Annotated in this window: 19 protein-coding genes; 18 read left to right on the top strand and 1 reads right to left on the bottom strand. The window is 47.1% G+C overall.

The genetic code is table 11. The features are described 5' to 3' along the window. Positions 1-6: 6 nt before the first annotated feature. From EDC63_RS14345 to lpxC, 12 genes are all read left to right on the top strand, one after another. Positions 7-1,380, top strand: coding sequence for a UDP-N-acetylmuramoyl-tripeptide--D-alanyl-D-alanine ligase (locus EDC63_RS14345; protein ID WP_124944824.1), 1,374 nt, complete (start codon positions 7-9; stop codon positions 1,378-1,380). 67 nt (positions 1,381-1,447) lie between these two features. Continuing rightward, positions 1,448-2,536: a phospho-N-acetylmuramoyl-pentapeptide-transferase gene (gene mraY / locus EDC63_RS14340; protein WP_124944825.1), complete on the top strand. Its 1,089-nt coding sequence runs from the start codon at positions 1,448-1,450 to the stop codon at positions 2,534-2,536. Positions 2,537-2,542: 6 nt separating this feature from the next. After that, positions 2,543-3,946: a UDP-N-acetylmuramoyl-L-alanine--D-glutamate ligase gene (gene murD, locus EDC63_RS14335; protein ID WP_124944826.1), complete on the top strand. Its 1,404-nt coding sequence runs from the start codon at positions 2,543-2,545 to the stop codon at positions 3,944-3,946. After that, entirely contained in the window at positions 3,943-5,103 is a 1,161-nt protein-coding gene (gene ftsW, locus EDC63_RS14330; protein ID WP_124944827.1) for a putative lipid II flippase FtsW, read from the top strand. Before murD ends, ftsW begins: the two co-directional genes overlap by 4 nt. After that, on the top strand, positions 5,100-6,215 hold the full coding sequence (gene murG, locus EDC63_RS14325; RefSeq protein ID WP_124944828.1) for an undecaprenyldiphospho-muramoylpentapeptide beta-N-acetylglucosaminyltransferase: 1,116 nt from the start codon (positions 5,100-5,102) through the stop codon (positions 6,213-6,215). The genes ftsW and murG overlap by 4 nt, the downstream gene beginning before the upstream one ends. Further along, on the top strand, positions 6,205-7,602 hold the full coding sequence (murC, locus tag EDC63_RS14320; protein ID WP_124944829.1) for a UDP-N-acetylmuramate--L-alanine ligase: 1,398 nt from the start codon (positions 6,205-6,207) through the stop codon (positions 7,600-7,602). The genes murG and murC overlap by 11 nt, the downstream gene beginning before the upstream one ends. Further along, a complete protein-coding gene (murB, locus tag EDC63_RS14315; RefSeq protein ID WP_124944830.1) occupies positions 7,599-8,615 on the top strand; it encodes a UDP-N-acetylmuramate dehydrogenase in 1,017 nt (338 codons plus the stop codon). The genes murC and murB overlap by 4 nt, the downstream gene beginning before the upstream one ends. After that, entirely contained in the window at positions 8,612-9,523 is a 912-nt protein-coding gene (locus EDC63_RS14310) for a D-alanine--D-alanine ligase (RefSeq protein ID WP_124944831.1), read from the top strand. The genes murB and EDC63_RS14310 overlap by 4 nt, the downstream gene beginning before the upstream one ends. After that, positions 9,513-10,256, top strand: coding sequence for a cell division protein FtsQ/DivIB (locus tag EDC63_RS14305; RefSeq protein WP_124944832.1), 744 nt, complete (start codon positions 9,513-9,515; stop codon positions 10,254-10,256). Before EDC63_RS14310 ends, EDC63_RS14305 begins: the two co-directional genes overlap by 11 nt. A gap of 33 nt (positions 10,257-10,289) precedes the next feature. Next, entirely contained in the window at positions 10,290-11,528 is a 1,239-nt protein-coding gene (ftsA, locus tag EDC63_RS14300; RefSeq protein WP_124944833.1) for a cell division protein FtsA, read from the top strand. 101 nt (positions 11,529-11,629) lie between these two features. Beyond that, positions 11,630-12,790 (top strand): cell division protein FtsZ, encoded by a 1,161-nt coding sequence (gene ftsZ, locus EDC63_RS14295; protein WP_124944834.1) that lies wholly within the window; start codon positions 11,630-11,632, stop codon positions 12,788-12,790. Positions 12,791-12,960: 170 nt separating this feature from the next. Next, the gene (gene lpxC / locus EDC63_RS14290; RefSeq protein ID WP_124944835.1) at positions 12,961-13,875 is read left to right on the top strand and encodes a UDP-3-O-acyl-N-acetylglucosamine deacetylase; all 915 of its coding nucleotides are present in this window, start codon (positions 12,961-12,963) and stop codon (positions 13,873-13,875) included. A 229-nt stretch (positions 13,876-14,104) separates the two neighbouring features. On the opposite strand, the gene EDC63_RS14285 is transcribed toward lpxC, so the two are convergent. Then, on the bottom strand, positions 14,105-14,545 hold the full coding sequence (locus EDC63_RS14285) for a DciA family protein (RefSeq protein WP_124944836.1): 441 nt from the start codon (positions 14,543-14,545) through the stop codon (positions 14,105-14,107). Positions 14,546-14,576: 31 nt separating this feature from the next. On the opposite strand from EDC63_RS14285, the gene EDC63_RS14280 reads away from it, so the two are divergent. The 6 genes from EDC63_RS14280 (at position 14,577) to EDC63_RS14255 (ending at position 22,077) form a co-directional block, all read left to right on the top strand. Then, on the top strand, positions 14,577-15,491 hold the full coding sequence (locus EDC63_RS14280; protein ID WP_124944837.1) for a M23 family metallopeptidase: 915 nt from the start codon (positions 14,577-14,579) through the stop codon (positions 15,489-15,491). Between the two features lie 126 nt (positions 15,492-15,617). Then, positions 15,618-18,329, top strand: coding sequence for a preprotein translocase subunit SecA (gene secA / locus EDC63_RS14275; RefSeq protein ID WP_124944838.1), 2,712 nt, complete (start codon positions 15,618-15,620; stop codon positions 18,327-18,329). A 176-nt stretch (positions 18,330-18,505) separates the two neighbouring features. Beyond that, positions 18,506-19,735 carry a bifunctional glutamate N-acetyltransferase/amino-acid acetyltransferase ArgJ gene (gene argJ / locus EDC63_RS14270; RefSeq protein ID WP_124944839.1) on the top strand — a complete coding sequence of 410 codons (1,230 nt, stop codon included), beginning with the start codon at positions 18,506-18,508 and terminating at the stop codon, positions 19,733-19,735. Positions 19,736-19,820: 85 nt separating this feature from the next. Beyond that, a complete protein-coding gene (locus EDC63_RS14265; protein WP_124944840.1) occupies positions 19,821-20,696 on the top strand; it encodes an ATP-binding protein in 876 nt (291 codons plus the stop codon). Continuing rightward, positions 20,693-21,646 carry a Nudix family hydrolase gene (locus EDC63_RS14260; RefSeq protein ID WP_124944841.1) on the top strand — a complete coding sequence of 318 codons (954 nt, stop codon included), beginning with the start codon at positions 20,693-20,695 and terminating at the stop codon, positions 21,644-21,646. The genes EDC63_RS14265 and EDC63_RS14260 overlap by 4 nt, the downstream gene beginning before the upstream one ends. Then, on the top strand, positions 21,646-22,077 hold the full coding sequence (locus EDC63_RS14255; RefSeq protein ID WP_124944842.1) for a hypothetical protein: 432 nt from the start codon (positions 21,646-21,648) through the stop codon (positions 22,075-22,077). Before EDC63_RS14260 ends, EDC63_RS14255 begins: the two co-directional genes overlap by 1 nt. The last annotated feature ends 25 nt before the right edge of the window (positions 22,078-22,102 follow it).

The following is a 22,102-nucleotide window of genomic DNA, read 5'->3' as shown; positions in this document are numbered from 1 at the left end:
ATATAAATGAGTATGACGAATCTCAGCGCTGTTGCTGAAGCCATCAATGCGGAAGTAGTTGGTTCAGATGTTACTTTTAATAGAGTAACTACTGACAGTCGCGCAATTGAGGCGGGTGATTTGTTTGTGGCTCTGCGGGGTGAAAAGTTTGATGGTCATGCATTTGCGGCGCAGGCCATTGCAGATGGGGCAGCTGCGGTTATGGTAGATCATCGAATATCAGATGCTATGCCCGCATTGATTGTGCAGGATACACGCATAGGATTGGGGCGTCTTGCAGCATTTTGGCGCGATCAGTTTGAGACACCCATATTGGCTGTGACAGGCAGCAATGGGAAAACCACAGTGAAGGAAATGCTGGCAGCTATATTACGAGAGGCATGTGCTGCATCAACGAATAAAAACGAAGCAGTGCTGGCAACGCAAGGGAACTTGAATAACGATATAGGAATGCCGCTGACATTGCTGAGTTTGAGATCAAATCATCGTTATGCGGTAATAGAAATGGGCATGAATCATGCGGGAGAAATTGCCTATTTAAGCCGATTGGCAAGGCCGGACGTAGCAATGATTAATAATGCGCATGCTGCGCATTTGGCGGGACTGAAAACAGTAGAAGAGGTTGCGCGAGCTAAAGGTGAGATTTTTGAGGGGTTAAAGCAGGATGGTGTAGCAATCATTAATGCAGATGATGTGTATGCACCACTTTGGCGAGAACTGATTGGTGATCGCACTGTTATTGATTTCGGTGTAGAAAGCAGTGCCAAGGTGACGGCTGGTTATAAGTTGGGCGTATTTGAAAGCGTAATAACGATTCAAAATCCTCAGGGTGAAATGCAAGTGGTGTTGAAAGTGCCAGGGATGCATAACGTGCGTAATGCCCTTGCAGCATCCGCAGTGGCATTGGCTATTCATATTCCAAACGAAATAATTGCAGCAGGATTGGGCAAGTTTTCGGGGGTGAAAGGGCGTTTGCAAAGAAAGGCCTGTTTGCATGGTGCAACTTTAATTGATGATAGTTATAACGCTAATCCGGATTCAGTAAAAGCAGCTATTTCTGTACTGGCGGCAGCGCTGGGAAAAAAAGTATTAGTGCTTGGCGATATGGGTGAATTAGGACCGGGAGCGGAAGCGTTTCATAAGCAGCTTGGTATGCAGGCGAAGCAGGCCGGAATTGATGTGCTATTGGCGTTGGGTGACTTGAGTCGGTTTACCGTTGAAGGATTCGGGGTAGGTGCCTGGCATTTTGAAAGAATCCAGGAATTGCTGGCTGATCTTGAAAACTATCTGGCTCCTGATGTCACGGTGCTGGTCAAAGGGTCGCGATTTATGCAAATGGAGCGCGTAGTGAAGAGTTTTGAAATCAGGAGTGAAGCGTGAAAGTTAAAGGAATGCTCCCTCTAAAAGACACTCAAGCGGAGTGTTGTGAGTTTAAGGCGGGGAAAGCATGTTATTAGCATTGTTTCAGTGGCTGGGGCACGACATCAGAGCATTTAACGTGTTCAACTACATCACCTTGCGTGCCATGCTGGCAACCATGACGGCACTTGCGATTTCATTCATGGTCGGTCCTGCCATGATTCGCAAATTGACAGCTTATAAAATAGGTCAATCAGTTCGGACTGACGGACCACAAACCCATTTAAGTAAAGCCGGTACACCAACCATGGGCGGGGCGCTAATTATAGTGGCAATTGGCATCACAACTCTGCTGTGGGCAGATCTGTCCAATCCGTATATCTGGGTTGTGCTTGCAACGACCTTAGGGTTCGGCGCTATTGGGTGGGTAGATGATTATCGCAAGGTGGTTTATCGCAATCCAAAGGGATTGTCCGCCAAGGTGAAGTATTTCTGGCAATCGGTTATCGGTATAGGTGTGGCAGCATACCTGGCTTATAGCGGTACGTCATTGCCGGCACAAACAGAATTGATCGTGCCGTTCTTTAAAACAGTTTCGATTCCTTTGGGTGCGGTCGGATTTATGGTGTTGACCTACTTTGTGATTGTGGGCACCAGCAATGCGGTGAATCTGACAGATGGGCTGGATGGTCTGGCCATTCTGCCAACCGTGATGGTAGCTAGCGCACTGGCCATATTTGCGTATGTCACCGGGCACTTTGTTTTTTCACACTACCTAGGTATTCCCCATATACCGGGTGCAAGCGAGTTAGCTGTGTTTTGTGCGGCAATGGCTGGAGCAGGGCTGGGGTTTTTATGGTTCAACGCCTATCCAGCCGAAGTGTTCATGGGCGATGTCGGCGCACTGGCGCTGGGCGCTGCATTAGGCGCGGTAGCAGTGATTGTCCGTCAGGAAATTGTGCTGTTCATTATGGGCGGGGTATTTGTTGTAGAAACCCTCTCTGTGATGTTGCAAGTAGCGTCATTCAAACTGACGGGGAAACGGATATTCCGTATGGCACCGCTACATCATCACTATGAATTAAAAGGCTGGAAGGAAACGCAAGTGGTCGTGCGGTTCTGGATTATAACAATGTTGCTTGTACTGTTTGGTTTGTCAACGTTGAAGTTGAGATAAAACGGAATGCATCTGGAAAACAAAAGAGTGCTGGTGTTAGGTCTGGGTGATACAGGGCTATCTGCAGTGCGCTGGTTGAAGCGCAAGGGGGCAGACGTGCGTGTGGCAGACAGTCGCGTAGCGCCACCTCACGCTGGGCTTCTTCAGAAAGAATTTCCGGATGTTCAGCTGGATACAGGTAGTTTTAAAGATGCCTCTTTCCAGAATATTGATCTGATAGTAAGCAGCCCTGGCGTAGCAGTAAGCGAACCCATGATTGTTCAAGCGCATTCTGGCGGTATACCGGTAGTAGGGGATGTGGAATTGTTTGCTCAGGCAGTCAATCGAACAGCCAGCAAAATAATTGCCATTACCGGTTCAAATGGAAAAAGCACCGTTACCTCTATGGTGGGTGCGATGTGTAAAAAAGCCGGATTGAATACAGTCATGGCAGGGAATATCGGCCTACCAGTATTGGATGCGTTACTTGAGGTGGAAAACAATGCGCAGCAAGGCAAAGCAGAGCCGGATGTGTATGTACTGGAGTTGTCCAGTTTTCAACTGGAAACCACATCGACACTCAATGCTGATGCAGCTGCTGTATTGAATGTCAGTGAAGATCATTTGGATCGGTATACAGGCATGCAGCATTACGCAGATTCAAAAGCGAAAATATTTCAAGGTTCGGGTGTGCAAATTTTGAATCGGGAAGATAACTATTGCAAGGCAATGAAGGTACCTGATCGAACAGTTAAAACATTTGGTGTGGGCGAGCCGCATAGTGAAGATGAATATGGCCTGAAAAAAAAGGAAGGAAGCATGTGGCTGGCGCAAGGTGATCAAGCGCTAATGCCAGTCACGGAACTGCCAGTTGCTGGTTTGCACAATGCGGTTAATGCATTAGCCGCATTGGCTTTATGCAGATCAATTGGTTTGTCGTTTGAATTGTTGATTCAAGGATTGAAAGGATTTAAAGGATTGCCGCATCGAGTGGAATGGGTGCTGGAAATCGGCAGCGTCAATTTTTATGATGATTCCAAAGGAACCAATGTTGGTGCGACAGAAGCAGCACTAAACGGCATGACTGAAAAAGTAGTCCTGGTTGCAGGTGGAGATGGAAAAGGTCAGGATTTCAGTCCGCTAAAAGCGGCAGTTGCGAATCATGCGCGGGCAGTAGTTTTGATTGGCCGGGATGGAGACAAAATTAAATCAGCCATTACCGGCTGTGGTGTGCCGGTATTGCGCGCTGAAAATATGGACGAGGCAGTGCGTTTGGGCTTTATGCAGGCAAAGGCCGGTGACGCAGTAATGCTGTCTCCGGCGTGCGCGAGTTTCGATATGTTCCGAAATTATGAACACCGGGCCCAGGAATTTGTCCGTGCAGCCAAGGAATTGAAAAGTGAAATCAGCTTGAACGGGGCCCAGCAATGAGCTACGTAGGGGCAAATAAAAGCAGGGTGTTGCCAGAATACGATGCCATATTGCTCTGGCTCACTATTATGTTGCTGGGTTTCGGTCTGGTAATGGTGTACTCGGCTTCTATTGCGATAGCTGAGGCTGATCGACACACTAACTATCAGTACAGTTATTTTTTGGTTCGTCATGCCATATTTTTGGTGGTAAGCATTGTTTTTGGGTTAATGGCGTTTCAGGTTCCGATGCGTATATGGCAACAATCTGCCCCCTATCTTTTTATCATGGGTGCCGTGTTGTTGGTTGCGGTACTCATTCCGGGAGTTGGACGCGAAGTGAATGGAAGTCAGCGCTGGCTTTCATTATTTGTGATCAACCTGCAACCATCAGAATTCATGAAGTTGTTTGCCGTCATGTATGCAGCTGACTATACGGTGCGTAAAGCAGCCCACATGGAAAGTTTTATTAAAGGCTTTTTGCCCATGCTGATTGTGATGCTGGTGATTGGATGGTTGTTATTGCGTGAGCCGGATTTTGGCGCATTTGCAGTCATTATATCAATTGCTATGTCCATTCTGTTTTTAGGAGGCATTAATTTAAAGCAGTTTGTAGGCTTGATTGGCATGCTGTTCGTCGGATTCCTGCTGTTGATCTGGAGTTCGCCTTACCGAATGCAACGTGTTGTCGGGTTTATGGACCCATGGGCGGATCCATTTGGAAAGGGGTATCAGTTAAGCCATGCCTTGATCGCGTTTGGGCGGGGGGAATGGTTTGGGGTGGGGTTAGGCGCAAGCGTAGAGAAGCTTTTCTATTTGCCTGAAGCACATACGGATTTTTTACTGGCTGTGATTGCTGAAGAACTGGGTTTTGTAGGTGTGACGATTGTGATTGGCATGTTCTTCTGGATAGTTTATCGGGCATTCGCAATTGGAAGGCAATCAAATATTCTTGAGCGTCCTTTCTCTGCGCTGGCAGCTCAAGGCGTAGGTGTATGGCTTGGCGTGCAATCCATTATCAATATGGGCGTCAACATGGGATTGTTGCCAACCAAAGGGCTTACGCTTCCGCTGCTCAGTTTCGGCGGAAGTGGAATTGCAGCAAATTGCATAGCCATTGCCGTGCTCATGAGAATTGACTGGGAAAACCGTCAAATGATGAAGGGGTATGCAGTATGACCTCAACGAAACACCGAACAATTCTGGTAATGGCTGGCGGTACCGGTGGGCATGTATTTCCGGCCTTGGCAGTGGCCGACAATCTGCGAGAAGAAGGCTGGAAAGTGATTTGGCTGGGTACAAAATCAGGGATGGAAGCAAAATTGGTTCCCCAGAGAGGCTATGAAATGGCCTGGTTAAAATTTTCTGGCGTGAGAGGCAACGGGCTGGTGCGGTGGATGGTTTTACCATTTCAAATACTGATCGCTTTTTATCAGAGCGCAGCTGTGATTTTTAAGCAAAGACCGGACGTGGTGTTGGGGATGGGCGGCTATACAGCCTTTCCTGGTGGCATGATGGCTGTGCTGCTTGCTAAACCATTGGTGATTCATGAGCAAAACTCTATCGCTGGGCTGACAAACCGGGTGTTGGCCTGTCTGGCAGATAAAGTGATGGTGGCGTTTCCGGGCGCATTCAAAGGGAAGGTAGATAAACCATTGTTGTGCGCCAGACCGGAAACAATCTGGTGTGGCAATCCAGTACGTAAAGAGATTGCAGAAATAACCGAACCGGTAAAACGATTTGAAGGGCGCACTGGAAAATTAAGATTATTAGTAGTTGGCGGTAGCCTCGGTGCAACGGCATTAAATGATGTTGTGCCAAAAGCAGTCGCGTTAATGCCAGAAGAAAAACGGCCTGAAATTGTGCATCAGGCAGGCGCAAAACATATGGATTCACTCGAAGCGAACTACGTTGCAGCAGGTGTTTCAGCAGAGGTGAAAACTTTTATTGATGATATAGCAAGCTTATATGCATGGTGCGATGTGGTGATATGCAGGGCAGGTGCATTAACGGTATCAGAGTTAACAGCCGCTGGTTTAGGTAGCGTGCTCGTGCCTTATCCCTATGCAGTAGATGATCATCAAACAGACAATGCGCGGTTTTTAAGCGATAACCATGCAGCAATTCTGATACCACAAAAAGAACTGACTGCAGAAAAAATTCATGAGTTGCTGCTAAATCTGGATAGGGAAAACCTTGTGAAAATGGCGGTGGCGGCGCGCAAGCTGGCGAAGCCAGAAGCCACAAATGAAGTTGCAGATATGTGCAGGGAGCTGGCCAATGCGGCATAAAGTTAAACACGTCCATTTCGTTGGAATTGGCGGATCAGGGATGAGCGGAATTGCCGAGGTATTGTTAAACCTCGGCTTTCAGGTAAGCGGCTCAGATCTATCTGAAAATGCAGCTACCCAGCGTCTAAAGAAACTGGGTGCAACGCTGCATTTGGGGCATGCCAGTAACAATATTGTGAATGCTGACGCCGTAGTGGTTTCGACAGCAGTGAAAGAGGATAACCCCGAGGTTATCGCTGCCCGTGGGCAAAATGTGCCGGTTGTTCCGCGTGCACTCATGCTGGCTGAATTGATGAGACTGCGGCAGGGGATCGCCGTAGCAGGCACACACGGTAAAACCACCACGACCAGTCTGGTAGCAAGTGTGCTGGCAGAGGCGGGCATGGATCCGACATTTGTCATAGGTGGTCGGCTGAACAGCGCGGGCGCAAATGCCAAATTGGGCAGCGGAGAATTTCTGGTAGCGGAAGCAGATGAATCCGATGCGTCATTTCTGTACCTGCAGCCTGTGCTGGCAGTCATCACCAATATTGATGCGGATCATATGGAAACCTATGAGCATGATTTCGGCAAGTTGAAACAAGCTTTCGTCGATTTCATTCAGCATCTTCCATTTTACGGGATGGCCGTATTGTGTGTGGATGACGCAAATGTACGTGAAATCATGCCCCGTATTACGAAGCCGATCATGACTTACGGCATTTCAGAAGGGGCGCAGCTGCGTGCTGTGGATCTGCGGCATTGTGGCGGACAAATGCAATTTCGGGTTGAAAGGGCTATGGGGGATAAATACCCTGATTTAGAAATCACCCTTAATTTACCCGGCATACACAATGTGCAAAATGCTTTGGCTGCAATTGCAGTCGGGATGGAAGTCGGGGCGCCAGATGAAGCCATTGTTAAAGCACTGGCAGATTTCACAGGTGTTGGCAGACGGTTCCAGCGTTATGGTGAAGTGCCTATAGCCAAAGGCGGTAGTTTTACATTGATTGATGACTATGGTCACCACCCTACTGAAATGCAGGCAACCATTGCTGCTGTACGGGGGGCTTTCCCGGAAAAACGTCTGGTTCTGGCATTCCAGCCGCATCGATATACCCGTACTCGCGATGTGTTTGAAGATTTTGTCAAAGTGCTTGCCACCGTAGATGTGTTGTTGCTGGCAGAAGTTTATGCCGCAGGGGAAGCCCCTATCGTGGCAGCAGATGGTCGTGCCCTGACAAGAGCCATACGTGTGGGTGGCAAGCTTGAGCCGATATTTGTCGAAAATGTAGCGGAATTACCCCAGGTGATTCGCGATATCGCGCAAGACGGCGATATTGTGCTCACCATGGGAGCCGGTTCGATCGGCCAGGTGCCTGGCCTGTTAGAAAAGGGGGAGCTATGAGACGAAGTGAAGAAGTTAATCATGGACGATCATGCGGCGGTGTCTCGCCAGCCTATTTTAATGTTGAACCCAGTGGATTACGCGGGGAGCTTAGACAAAATGAGCCGATGCAAAAGCATACTAGCTGGCGTGCAGGCGGGGTAGCAGACCAGGTGTATATTCCGGCTGACTTGGCTGACCTATCCACTTTTCTACGCAATTTACCTAAGGATGAAGCCGTACACATGGTAGGGCTTGGCAGTAATTTGCTGGTGCGGGATGGCGGGTTGCGCGGTACGGTCATATTAGTGCATGGCGCACTGAAACGAATTTGTATTGAACAACGCAAAAACGGTTTTGCAACCACACTTGGTGAAAATATCGATCTGGTATATGCCGAAGCAGGTGTAGCAAGCCCAAAAGTTGCGCGATATGCAGCAAGGCACAATTTAGTCGGGGCAGAGTTTCTGGCCGGAATACCCGGAACAGTGGGCGGCGCACTGGCAATGAATGCAGGATGCTATGGGGCTGAAACCTGGGAAGTGGTTGCAAAAGTTCTGACATTGAATCGAAATGGCGAACTTCATAAAAGGATGCCGGCAGACTATGAAATTAGCTACCGTCATGTGTTGCAGAAAATGTCAGGAGATAACGTACCTCTGGCAAGAGAATGGTATGTAGGGGCATGGTTCAAATTGCCTAAAGGGGATGGCGAAGCATCACTGGCGAAAATCAAATCCCTGCTGCAAAAGCGCATTGCCAGTCAGCCGCTTAATATGCCCAATGCGGGCTCGGTGTTCCGTAATCCGGAAGGGGATTATGCAGCAAGATTGATAGAAGACACAGGTTTAAAAGGTGTTGCGATTGGCGGGGCAATGGTATCGACCAAGCATGCCAACTTTATCGTCAATACAGGTTCCGCCACAGCAACAGATATAGAAATGCTGATAGATAAAGTGCAAGAAGCAGTGAATGCCAAACATGGGATTCAACTCGTAAGAGAAGTCAGAATTGTTGGAGAAAGTATCAAGTGAAGGATTTCGGGAAAGTGGGCGTGCTCCTGGGAGGGCTGTCAGCAGAAAGAGAAGTTTCCCTGAAAAGTGGAAATGCGGTACTCGCTGCGTTAAAGAGCCGGGGAGTGAATGCTCATGCTTTTGATACAGGTAAGAGAAATCTGGATGAATTATTTGAAGAGAAGTTCGATCGCGTGTTTATCGCACTGCATGGTCGATATGGTGAAGATGGCACCATGCAGGGTGCACTTGAATTAATGGGTATACCTTACACCGGAAGCGGTGTCATGGCATCTGCATTGGCAATGGATAAATGGCGCACCAAATTGTTGTGGCTGTCAGCAGGAATTTCAACACCAGAATATGCATTGCTGGACGAGCATACCAATTATGAACAGGTGGCTGAAAAACTGGGGTTCCCCATTTTTGTGAAACCTGCCCGGGAAGGCTCTAGCATCGGCATGAGCAAAGTTAATTCAGTTGCTGAACTGGAAAAAGCGTATCAGCTGGCAGTGAAATTCGATGCGCTGGTGCTGGCGGAACAATTCATCGAAGGCAGTGAATATACTGCAGCAATTTTGGGTGAGGAGCCCCTGCCACTGATTCGACTGGAAACTCCGCGTACTTTTTACGATTACGAAGCGAAATATTTGCTGGATGATACCCGTTACTTATGCCCTTGCGGGTTGCCGGAAGAGCAGGAAAAGGCCATTCAGGCCCAGGCGCTCAAAGCATTTCAGGTAATAGGTTGCCGTGGGTGGGGACGTGCTGATGTGATGATTGATAAGAGTGGGGTGGCTTATTTCCTTGAAATCAATACCTCTCCCGGAATGACTGATCACAGTCTGGTACCGATGGCGGCTCGTGGGAAGAACATCGCATTTGATGAACTGGTAATTCAGATTCTGGAATTGGCCAATGTGGGATAAGCCACAACTATTGCTATGGATTGCAAACCTGTTTTATGCAGTGTCAGCGATTCTGGTGTTGTACGCAATACTGTTTATGGTAGTGCATCTCCCGGTGTTTCCATTACGTGACATCACGGTGAATGGGGAATTGAAATACGTGACAAGAGAGCAGGTTAAATACATTGTGGACCAGCAACTAAAAGGAAATTTTTTTACGCTGGACTTGAAGAAAGCGAGAGGCGCATTCGAGAAGCTACCCTGGGTGCGTAATGTCAGTATGCGTCGTCGCTGGCCGGATGGACTGGAAGTGTCACTGGAAGAACACGTCGCAATGGCCCGCTGGGGGAATATGGCGCTGGTGAATACCAAGGGTGAACTGTTTCAGGCTGCTTCGAGTGACATCAGTCTGCCTGAGTTTGTAGGGCAGCCAGGCAGTGAAAAAGAAGTGGCCGAGAACTACATGCGCTTCAAGCAACAATTGGTTGTGCTTAAGCTGGCGCCATCACAGGTGATATTGTCCCCACGCCGAGCCTGGCAGTTGAAACTGGATAACGGCATGGTGGTAGAACTAGGACGTGACCAGGTAGCAACCCGTCTGACAAAGTTTATCTCTGTATATGACAGGACGCTGGGCACGCTTCAAAGGAAAATACAGTACGTAGATTTACGTTATCCGAATGGATTTGCAGTTCGGGTGCCGCAACAACAATTGAGAGGCAAGGAGCCGGCAAGTAATGCCAAGCCAGCATAGTTGGCATACATACCGGACAAGGGGAAAAGCAGGATGAGCAAGATTAAGGAACAAAAAAATCTGATTGTGGGACTGGATATCGGTACATCCAAGATAGTCGCAATCGTCGCAGAAGTGTTACCGGAAGGCCGCATGGAAATCATCGGCATGGGTAACCATCCCTCGCGCGGCCTGAAAAAAGGTGTCGTGGTAAACATTGAATCAACAGTGAGCGCCATACAACGTGCGCTTGAAGAAGCTGAATTAATGGCGGATTGCAAGATACGGGAAGTGTATACCGGGATCGCCGGTAGCCATATCAAGGGGTTTAACTCCCACGGTATGGTTGCAATTAAAGACAAGGAAGTGACGCAAGCAGATGTTGATCGCGTGATTGAAACTGCAAGAGCGGTCAATATCCCGATGGATCAGCAAATCCTGCATATCCTTACACAGGAATTCATCATCGATGGGCAGGAAGATGTACGCGAGCCAATTGGCATGAGCGGCGTCAGGCTGGAAGTCAAAGTCCATATTGTTACCGGTGCTGTTTCAGCAGCGCAGAATATTGTTAAGTGTGTGCGCCGATGCGGGTTAGATGTCACTGATTTGATCTTGCAGCCGCTGGCATCGGCACTGGCAGTCCTCTCGGAAGATGAAAAGGATTTGGGTGTCTGTTTGGTAGACATTGGCGGTGGAACAACCGACATCGCCGTATTTATCGATGGCGCCATACGCCACACAGCGGTCATACCCATAGCGGGAGATCAGGTTACCAGCGATATCGCCATGGCGTTACGTACCCCGACCAAGGATGCAGAAGATATCAAACGCACCTATGGATGTGCCTTGCGTCAATTGGCTGACCCGCATGAAATGCTGGAAGTGCCTGGTGTAGGTGAGAGGGGTGCCCGTCAGTTGTCGCGGCAAACATTGGCTGAAGTAATTGAACCAAGAGTAGAGGAACTTTATTCGCTGGTGCAGGCGGAATTACGGCGAAGCGGGTTTGAAGATTTGCTGTCTTCCGGCATCGTGATCACGGGAGGATGCGCAGGAATGTCCGGCATGGTAGAGCTGGGTGAAGAAGTATTTCATATGCCGGTCAGATTGGGTAAACCCACGTATGAAGGCGGGTTGGCAGAAGTGGTTCGAAATCCGCGATATTCAACCGGTGTGGGTTTGTTGCTCGCAGGGCTGGATCAACATCAGCGGCATCAATTGGTAAAAATGCAAAGTACATCATTTAAACATGTGCTGGAAAGAATGAAAAACTGGTTCCAGGGAAATTTTTAAAAAAGAAGTAAAGGGTAGTGAAAGTATCAGGCAGGTGGGGAAATATTTAAGTAGTGGGTTGAAGATAAATTTCATTTTGGCGCGATAATTAGGAGGCAACAATGTTTGAATTAATGGACACACAAACTCAGGAAGCTGTGATCAAAGTAATCGGAGTAGGTGGTTGTGGTGGTAACGCAGTCGACCACATGATCAACTATGGCGTGCAGGGTGTGGAATTCATTTGCGCCAATACCGATGCTCAGGCAGTTAAACGTAATCAGGCAAAAACGGTTCTGCAATTAGGTTCGAATGTCACAAAAGGCCTGGGTGCAGGAGCAAATCCGGAGATAGGCCGAGAAGCAGCGCTTGAAGATCGTGAGCGTATTGCAGAGCTGATTGAAGGCGCAGACATGCTGTTCATTACTGCGGGTATGGGTGGTGGAACAGGTACAGGCGCAGCACCGATTGTAGCTGAAGTGGCCAAGGAAATGGGTATTCTGACCGTAGCCGTCGTCACCAAGCCTTTTGGATTCGAAGGGAAACGTCAGCGAATCGCGCAAGAAGGTATTGAAGCGCTAAGCAAACATGTAGATTCGCTCATCGTGATTCCAAATGACAAACTGATGCAAGTGTTGGGCGACGATGTCAGCATGCTGGATGCCTTTAAAGCTGCAAATGATGTGCTGCATGGTGCAGTTTCAGGTATTGCAGAAGTGATTAACTGCCCTGGTCTGGTCAACGTGGATTTTGCAGACGTGAAAACAGTCATGTCAGAAATGGGAATGGCCATGATGGGTTCAGCGTCTGCTTCAGGCGTGGATCGCGCAGTAATCGCGGCAGAAAAAGCCGTTGCAAGCCCGTTGTTGGAAGACATTAATCTTTCAGGTGCGCGTGGTGTGCTGGTCAATATCACCGCGAGCATGAGCATGAAAATGAAAGAAGTGCATGATGTGATGAATACCATTAAGGGATTCACTGCTGAAGATGCAACCGTAATCGTAGGAACCGTAATCGATGAAAGCATGGGAGATGATCTGCGCGTGACCATGGTGGCAACCGGCTTGGGAAGTCCTTTAAATCGTCAGCAGAACAAGCCGTTGATGGTGATCAGAACGGGTACAGATAACGCACCGCTGCAAGTTGACTCCCAAGTGGACTATGCAACTTTGGATCAGCCAGCGGTAATGCGTCGCCGTCGCGATGCCACGATCGAAGCCATGAAACAATCAGGGGTGGAGCTGCTGGATATACCGGCATTTCTTCGCAAACAAGCGGATTAATGACCTGACTAAACTGGGAATCCAAAAATTTAAGTGAAAATCCAGGTGTTACATTTTTGCAACAAATAAGTCGGTGTTGTTGTAAATGTATAATCGGCAAGGAATTGAAATCTTGCTGCACAGGGATTTTCAATTTAAAATGAAGGACTAATAGTTTAGGGAAAACGCGCATGATCAAACAGCGCACATTGAAGAACATTATTCGTGCCACGGGCGTGGGACTGCATACCGGGGAAAAGGTATACCTAACCCTGCGTCCGGCTGCCATCAACACAGGGATTGTTTTTCGTCGCATTGATCTGCCGGAACCGGTTGAAATAAAAGCTGCCCCTCACCATGTTGGCGATACCCGTCTTTCCTCAACATTGGAAAATGGAGAAGTCAAAGTATCAACAGTTGAACATCTGATGTCAGCACTTGCCGGGTTGGGGATTGATAATGTGTATATCGATCTGACATCGGCTGAAGTGCCAATAATGGATGGCAGTGCCGGTCCTTTTGTGTTTTTGCTGCAATCAGCCGGCATCGAAGAGCAGACTGCTCCCAAAAAATTCATTCGCATCAAAAAAACAGTGCAAGTAATGGAAGGGGATAAATGGGTGCGCTTTGAGCCGTATGATGGCTTCAAAGTGAGCTTTACCATTGATTTCAGTCATCCGGTACTGGATAGTTCCAGTCAGTCGCTGACAGTGGATTTTGCCACTACTTCCTATATCAAAGAAGTCAGCCGTGCCAGAACCTTTGGTTTTATGCAGGATGTAGAAATGCTGCGCTCCCAGGGGCTGGCATTAGGTGGTAGTCTGGATAACGCCATTGTAATGGATGAGTTCCGTATTCTGAATAGTGATGGTTTGCGCTATGAAGATGAATTTGTGAAGCATAAAGTGTTAGACGCAATTGGTGATTTATATCTGCTTGGACACCCGCTGGTTGGTGCCTTTACAGGATATAAATCGGGACATGCACTTAACAACCGTTTGTTGCGTTGTTTGCTGTCAGAAGCTGATGCCTGGGAATATGTTTCTTTTGATAATGCGGAGTCTGCACCTGTTGCATTCGTCAAGCTACAAAAACAGGCTGCCTGATTTACATCACTAAGCCATTGATTATTAAAATGGGGCAAATGTGATCGTTTTACGATTGCTTGTACTTCTAGCCTTAATAGCGATTGGCGCTTCAATCGTCGTATATTTCTTCTCTCGCGATAAACGGTATCTTCAATTTGCTTGGCAAATATTCAGATTTACAATAGTTTTTTTGCTGATTTTTGCTGCGCTCTTCATCCTCGAAAGACTGGTCCTGATTTAAATATATTTAACTTTTCTTCACTGTATGCCGTTGTAACATTGTCAGCAGGGCCAATTTAAGCGGAGATTCACTCAAGCTTTCTGCAAGTGTTTCCAGGCTTTGGGTTGCACCAGGGCTGAGTTCTATCTCTTTCATTTTATTAAGATTCGTGCTCCGAGGGTGGGCTTGCACTTCTACTCGAATTGAAGTAATCTCAAACCCCCGTTTATGAAATTTGGCTAGAACAGACGGAATTTGTTGTTTGAGTTTTGCCGCAATTGCGCCGTTAACAGTATAAACAACCAGTATGTTGTTCTCAAAAGAGGCAATGCTGGAATAATTAACAAGAGACTGCGGCGCGAGGTGATTGAAAACTTTTTGCAGATCCAGAAGACGTTGCGCTTTGATAGCCAGGCTGTCAAGAATGGGTGATGCATGCAGATAACTATTCAATTTATTGGCGGACATAAAGTGCACTATATAAGGATAAGGTGGGGCAATGAATATTATTCTTGTTTCCAATTCATTAGGAAAAAGTCGAACAATACAGTTGAACAAGGCGCAAGTCACACTTGCTGCGGCATCACTATTTTTAGTGTTCCCTGTATTGCTTGCAACTTCATTATATTATTTTTCTTTGCATATTGCTGTGGATATCAAAAGTCCATTCTTGCAATCATTCTTTCCCATTTCAATGCCACAGCCAAATAAAGCTGCGTATTTTAAAGATGATTTGAGTTCGCTGGCAGTTCGGGTAGGAAAGATGCAGGCGCAGATGTTTCGTTTGGATGCTTTGGGTGAAAGGCTTTCTAAAACCGCCGGTTTAAAGCCTCAGGAATTTAACTTTCAGCAATCCCCCGGGCAAGGTGGGGCCATTCCATCGCAAACGCTGGGCGACTTGTCGCCAGCTGAAGTAAGTGATCAATTGCAACAATTATCCTCGAAAATAGTGGATCGATCTGACCGTTTGGCTGTTTTGGATGCTCTGCTGTCCAAAGAATATCAGAAGGAAATCAGGCTTCCTTCTGCAGCGCCTGTTGCGACTGAATGGCATTCATCGGATTTTGGATTTCGTATCGATCCATTTACGGGCAAAAAATCAATGCATGAAGGCATTGATTTTTCTGCTGAGACTGGCGCCCCGATAAAGGCCGCAGCCGCAGGGATTGTGGTCTACTCGGATTATCATCATGACTATGGTAATATGGTCGAGATTGACCACGGGAATGGTTTGGTAAGTCGCTATGCACATGCTTCCCAACGGTTGGTTAAGTTGGGTGATGTTGTGTTGAAAGGCCAGCAGATTGCCAAAGTAGGCAGCACTGGGCGCTCAACCGGCCCGCATTTGCATTTTGAAGTACGTTTTAAAGGTGTGGCGCAAAACCCGGCTCGGTTTTTGCAGGCAGCGAATTAGGGAATTGTAGACTCACCTCAGGTGACTGAAAGGTCCGGTGTGTGCATGAGGCGTGAGGTTTTTGGTGTTATAAACACTTGAAGCCTGGCGCCTCATAATTTTATAAGATAAATATCAAGAAGATACATGTTATCCAATCTGCTTAAAAAAGTTTTCGGTAGTCGCAATGAGCGGCTGGTCAAGCAATACATGCAAAAGGTTCGCGTCATTAACGCGCTGGAGCCGGAAATAGCGAAACTCACAGACGATGAGTTGCGAGCGAAAACAGATGTATTCAAACAGCGTTATCAAAACGGCGAAGCGCTTGATGCGCTACTGCCCGAAGCTTTTGCTGTGGTGAGAGAGGCAAGTAGTCGAGTGCTATCAATGCGCCACTACGATGTGCAGATGATTGGTGGCATGGTGCTCCATTACGGAAAAATTGCTGAAATGCGTACCGGTGAAGGTAAAACGCTGGTGTCAACATTGCCTGCGTACCTGAATGCCATCACTGGCAAAGGTGTGCATGTGGTAACCGTGAATGATTATCTCGCGAAACGGGATGCGGGCTGGATGGGGCGTGTTCATAACTTTCTTGGGCTTTCCGTCGGTGTCAATCTTTCTCAAATGTCTCACGAAGAAAAACAGCAAGCCTATGCTGCAGACATTACCTACGGTACCAATAACGAATTTGGTTTTGATTACCTGCGTGACAATATGGTGTTCCAGCCCTCTGAACGTGTGCAACGCAGTTTGCATTACGGCATCATCGACGAGGTGGACTCTATTCTGATTGATGAAGCACGTACGCCGTTGATTATTTCAGGACAGGCGGATGACAATATTGATCTTTATATCAGTGTCAATAAATTAGCGCCCAAGCTAGTCAAACAAGAAGCTGAAGATGGTCCGGGTGATTACAGTGTAGATGAAAAAGCGCATCAGGTTCTGCTGACAGAAGAAGGGCATGAACATGCTGAAGATTTGCTTGTGGAAGCAGGGTTACTTCTGCCAGGCAGCAGCTTATACGATGCAGCTAACATCAACCTGATGCATCATGTTTACGCGGCATTACGTGCACATTCACTGTATCACCTTAATCAACACTACGTGGTGCAGGAAGGTGAAGTAGTTATTGTGGATGAGTTTTCCGGTCGTTTAATGTCCGGGCGACGTTGGTCTGATGGTTTGCATCAGGCTGTGGAAGCTAAGGAAGGAGTGGCAATCCTTAAGGAAAACCAGACGCTCGCTTCCATCACATTCCAGAATTATTTCCGTATGTACGAGAAATTATCCGGTATGACTGGTACGGCAGATACCGAAGCGTATGAATTCCAGCAAATCTATGGCTTGGAAACGGTAGTTATTCCAACGCATCGCCCTATGGTGCGGGAAGATCGAATGGATCAGGTTTACCGTACCACCGGAGAGAAATACCAGGCAGTCATTAACGATATTAAAGCTTGCTACACAAGTGGGCAGCCAGTGTTGGTTGGTACAACATCCATTGAAACAAACGAATATCTTTCTTCATTGCTGAATAAAGAAAAAATTCCTCACCAGGTGCTTAATGCGAAACAGCACGCAAGGGAAGCTGAAATTGTCGCCCAGGCTGGCCGTCCTAAAATGATCACTATTGCAACAAATATGGCCGGTCGTGGTACGGACATTGTACTGGGTGGTAGTATCGAAGCTGATTTGGAAAAAGTCCGTGAAGATGAAAAGCTATCAGCAGAGCAAAAAGATAGCGCAGTAAAAATGATCAAGGATGAATGGAAAAAGATTCATGACCAGGTGTTGGAATTAGGTGGGCTGCACATTATTGGAACTGAGCGGCACGAGTCTCGTCGTGTTGATAACCAGTTGCGCGGTCGGGCTGGTAGACAGGGTGATCAGGGATCCAGTCGGTTCTATTTGTCGCTAGAAGATCCATTGCTCAGAATATTTGCTTCTGATCGCGTGGCATCCATTATGGATCGCCTGAAAATGCCTGAGGGTGAAGCAATTGAACATCCGTGGGTAACCCGTGCGATTGAAAATGCACAGCGAAAAGTTGAAGCACGTAACTTTGATATGCGTAAGCAATTACTGGAATACGATGATGTTTCCAATGATCAGCGTCGTGTAATTTATCAGCAGCGCAATGAACTGCTGGAAGTACAGGATATCTCCGAAACAATTCGCGATATGCGTGAAAACGTTATTCTCGATCTGATCAGTCAACACATTGTTCCACATAGTATGGAAGAAGAGTGGGAAGTGGCTGATCTGGAAAAAGTGCTCGCTTCAGAATTTCAGTTGCAATTACCCTTGCAGGATTGGCTGGACAAAGAATCCAGTTTAAACGAAGAAGGATTGCGCCAGCGTATCATTGAGGCTGCCCATACCCAATATCAGGCAAAACTGGAGAAAGTCGGTCCTGAAGTCATGCATCATTTTGAACGTGCTGTCATGCTGCAGGGCTTGGATAATCATTGGCGCGAGCATTTGGCGGCATTGGATCATTTGCGTCAGGGGATACATTTGCGTGGTTACGCGCAGAAGAATCCAAAGCAGGAATATAAGCGTGAAGCGTTTGAGTTGTTCTCAAGTATGCTTGAAACAATCAAGTATGAAGTAACCAAGCTGGTAATGACTGTTCAGGTTCGTAGTGAAGAAGATGTCGAGGCGGTGGAACCTAGCGAGCTTGAAAATGTGCAATATCACCATGCAGACTATGAAGATGCTTTGGCTGGTACCGATGAGGCAGAAGTTTCACAGCAAACGGTTGTTCGCGAGGGAGACAAGGTAGGGCGAAATGATCCTTGCCCTTGTGGCTCTGGCAAAAAATATAAACAGTGTCATGGGAAATTAAATTAATGGGGTGAGTTGAAATTCGCTGATCAAGAATTTTAAAGCGTCATTATAAAAAAGCGGGAATTTATTCCCGCTTTTTTATTGCGCACTTTCACTCCGTTTTTTAGCGGTTAAACTACATAGCCAGTTTTGGTTTAAAATAGATTGATCGTATTTGAAAAATCTCTATCGGAATATATATGCCAGTTAATCTCGAACCTCTTAAATCAGAACAACTCGCACCTGTTAAAGGGGTGTCTTTGGGAGTTGCAGAAGCCAGTATCAAAAAACCGAATCGCAAGGATTTATTGTTGATTACTGTGAGTGATCAAGCAAAAATAGCAGGGGTCTTTACTCAGAACCGCTTTTGCGCTGCGCCTGTGCTGGTATCACGTGAGCACTTACACTCAAAATTACCTGTTAAAGCTTTAGTGGTGAATACAGGAAATGCGAATGCAGGAACTGGCGAAGAAGGGCTGGCGAGAACGAAGCGCACTTGCGACGAAGTGGCAAAATTGCTGGGTTGTGAGTCAACGCAGGTTTTACCTTTTTCAACGGGTGTCATTATGGAACCGCTGCCGATTGAAAAAATTGTAGCGGGTTTGCCAGCAAGTGTTGCCGATTTGCGCGAAGATAATTGGTTCAATGCAGCGCAGGCAATAATGACTACAGATATTTTACCCAAAGCGATTTCAAAACAGATCCAGTTGAACGGCGTTGCGATTACGATTACAGGTATTGCCAAGGGCTCTGGGATGATTCACCCCAATATGGCGACAATGTTAGGCTATATCGCAACAGATGCAGTCGTTAGCAAGGCAATGTTGGAAACCATGTTGCACCATGCGGTAAAACGTTCTTTTAATCGTATAACCGTCGATGGGGATACTTCGACCAATGACTCGTTGATTTTAATCGCCTCTGGCGCGGCTGAAATGCCAGAGATTACGGATCCGGGAAGTCATGAATTCATTGCGCTTCAGGCTGCGGTAACAGACGTGGCTACTTTTCTTGCCCAGGCGATTGTGCGCGATGGGGAGGGGGCAACTAAATTCATGACGATCAATATCGAAAGTGGGCATAACGAGGCGGAATGCACGAAGGTAGCGTATGCGATTGCTCACTCACCACTGGTCAAAACGGCATTTTTTGCTTCTGATCCTAATCTGGGGCGAATACTGGCTGCTATCGGTTATGCGGGTATTGCTGATCTAGATGTTAATCGCATTTCGCTTTATCTGGGAGATGTGCTGGTTGTGGAGAATGGCGGTCGCGCGCTGAGTTACCAGGAAGCCGATGGACAAAGAATTATGAAACAGGATGAAATAACTATTCGAGTGGTGCTCAACAGAGGATCAGCAGAAACTACCGTATGGACATGCGATTTTTCTTATGACTATGTAAAAATCAATGCGGAATATCGGAGCTAGGCCCGGCGTAAGGTTGCTCTCGCGTTCCATGAAGCTGCTTATTGTTTAAATAATAAGTTTTTAAACTCCCTGATAATTTGACTGAATGACTGATTTTGTAAATTTGATAGCCAAAGCAGAATCTCTGCTTACCCGCCTGGAGCAATGTATGCCCCATTTACCTGGCGAGACGGACTGGGCCGCATCTATTGCATTTCGCTGGCGTAAGCGAAATGGGGTAGGGTTTATTCAGCCCGTTAGCCAGCCCCATCGGATTTTTCTCAAGGATTTGCAGGATATCGATGATCAGAAAAAACTGATTGAACGCAATACTCGTCAATTTGTGCAGAGATTGCCGGCAAATAATGTTTTGCTGACCGGTGCGCATGGAACAGGTAAATCTTCCTTGGTCAAAGCAGTGCTCAATAAATTTGCAACTAAGGGATTAAGGTTGATTGAAGTTGAAAAGCATGATTTGATTGATCTGCCTGAAATTGTGGAACAGATTTGTAATCGCTCTGAGCGATTTCTGATTTTTTGTGATGATCTGTCTTTTGAGGCAGAAGAGCCTGGTTATAAAGCATTAAAAGTTGTGCTGGATGGCTCTATTGCCGCAACATCAGAGAATGTATTGATTTATGCGACTTCCAATCGCCGCCATCTGATGCCGGAGTATATGGAGGAGAATTTAGTTGCACGGCACGTGGGATCGGAAATTCATCCCGGAGAGGCGGTAGAGGAAAAAATCTCCTTGTCAGAGCGCTTTGGTTTATGGGTGTCATTCTATCCTTTTACGCAAGATGAATATCTGAAAATAGTAGATTACTGGGTGGCTTATCTTCAAGCAGATTCGAAAAACATCGATATGTTACATAGGGCTGCGCTGCAGTGGGCGCTTACACGTGGATCGCGCAGTGGTCGGGTGGCTTGGCAATTTGCACGAGACTGGGCAGGGCAGCAACAAATCACCGGGCGTTCATGAGTGAGAAGAGAAAGTTGGTCGATGTTGCCGTTGCTGTCATTGTGTATGAAGATGGAAAGTTTCTGCTTGCCCAGCGACCGGAAGGAAAACCTTATGCGGGTTATTGGGAATTCCCTGGAGGAAAAGTTGAGCTGGGTGAAAGCGTCTACGAAGCGCTGGTGCGAGAAATTCAGGAAGAACTGGGGATACAGGTTACGCATGCCTATCCCTGGATAACGCAAATTTTTTCCTACCCACATGCGCTGGTTAAATTACATTTTTACCGTGTAACACAGTGGCAGGGTGAACCCTATCCCCACGAAAATCAGGCATTCTCCTGGCTGTATAGCGATGCAGTGAATGTTGCCCCGTTATTGCCAGCCAACGGACCTGTGTTGCAGGCCCTCTCTCTCCCTGTAGTCTACGGAATCAGCAATGCTGCTGAGTTGGGTAAAGAGGGCTTTCTGGTACGTTTGGAATCAGCGTTAAAATCCGGCTTGAAAATCGTGCAGGTACGTGAAAAACAAATGACTGCCGATGAGCTTGCCAGTTTTGCGGCAGACGTGGTTTCGCTTGGCAAAACTTATGGCGCTAAGGTGGTGGTCAATAGTGATGTGGCACTTGCAGCAAAGGTGGGGGCAGATGGGGTTCATCTGACTTCTCAGCAGTTGATGCAAGTTGAAGTGAGGCCGGATGTCGGTTTAATCGGTGCTTCCTGCCATAATCAAGAAGAGTTGGAACGTGCAGCAGCGTTGAATCTGGATTATGTATTATTCGGGCCAGTTTTGCCTACGCTTAGTCATCCAGATAATCCGGTTTTAGGATGGGCAACTTTTGGTGAGGTCATTAAGGATCTTCCTATGCCTGTTTATGCATTAGGTGGTTTGGAGCCAGCTGATTTGGTCACTGCCTGGCACTATGGTGCTCATGGTATAGCAATGTTGCGTAGTGTATGGAAGGACAGTGATTAATGAAAGCAGGTGCAGGCAGGGTGAAAACACTATCGGTTGCAATCATGATGGCTGCCCTGGCTGGATTGATGTTCTACCAATTTCTGCAAACGCCTCCCCAGACAAAATCAAAATTGGAAAAATGTACTGATTTGCTTCAGGGATGCAAGATCGTGCTGAATGGCCAAAATTTGGTCGTTAAATTCTCTGAGCCCCCTAGTGCGCTAAAGCCTTTTATGATAACCATGACAGCGTCAGAAATGCAGTCAGTGTATGCTGATTTTAAGATGGAAGGGATGGAAATGGGGCCAACCAAATACCGGCTAAAGCAAGTACAGAAAAATGCGTGGGAGGCCAAGGTAATACTGCCTGTTTGCGTTGCTGGCCGACGTGACTGGATGCTGATTTTGGAACTAGATCAGCGAATGGTGTTTATTCCATTTTCAACTTGAAGTTAAATGTTTTAACTTGGCTGGA

Origin of the sequence: Sulfurirhabdus autotrophica (assembly GCF_004346685.1) — a bacterium.
Lineage (GTDB): Bacteria > Pseudomonadota > Gammaproteobacteria > Burkholderiales > SMCO01 > Sulfurirhabdus > Sulfurirhabdus autotrophica.
This window is presented reverse-complemented; position numbering and strand designations above follow the sequence as displayed.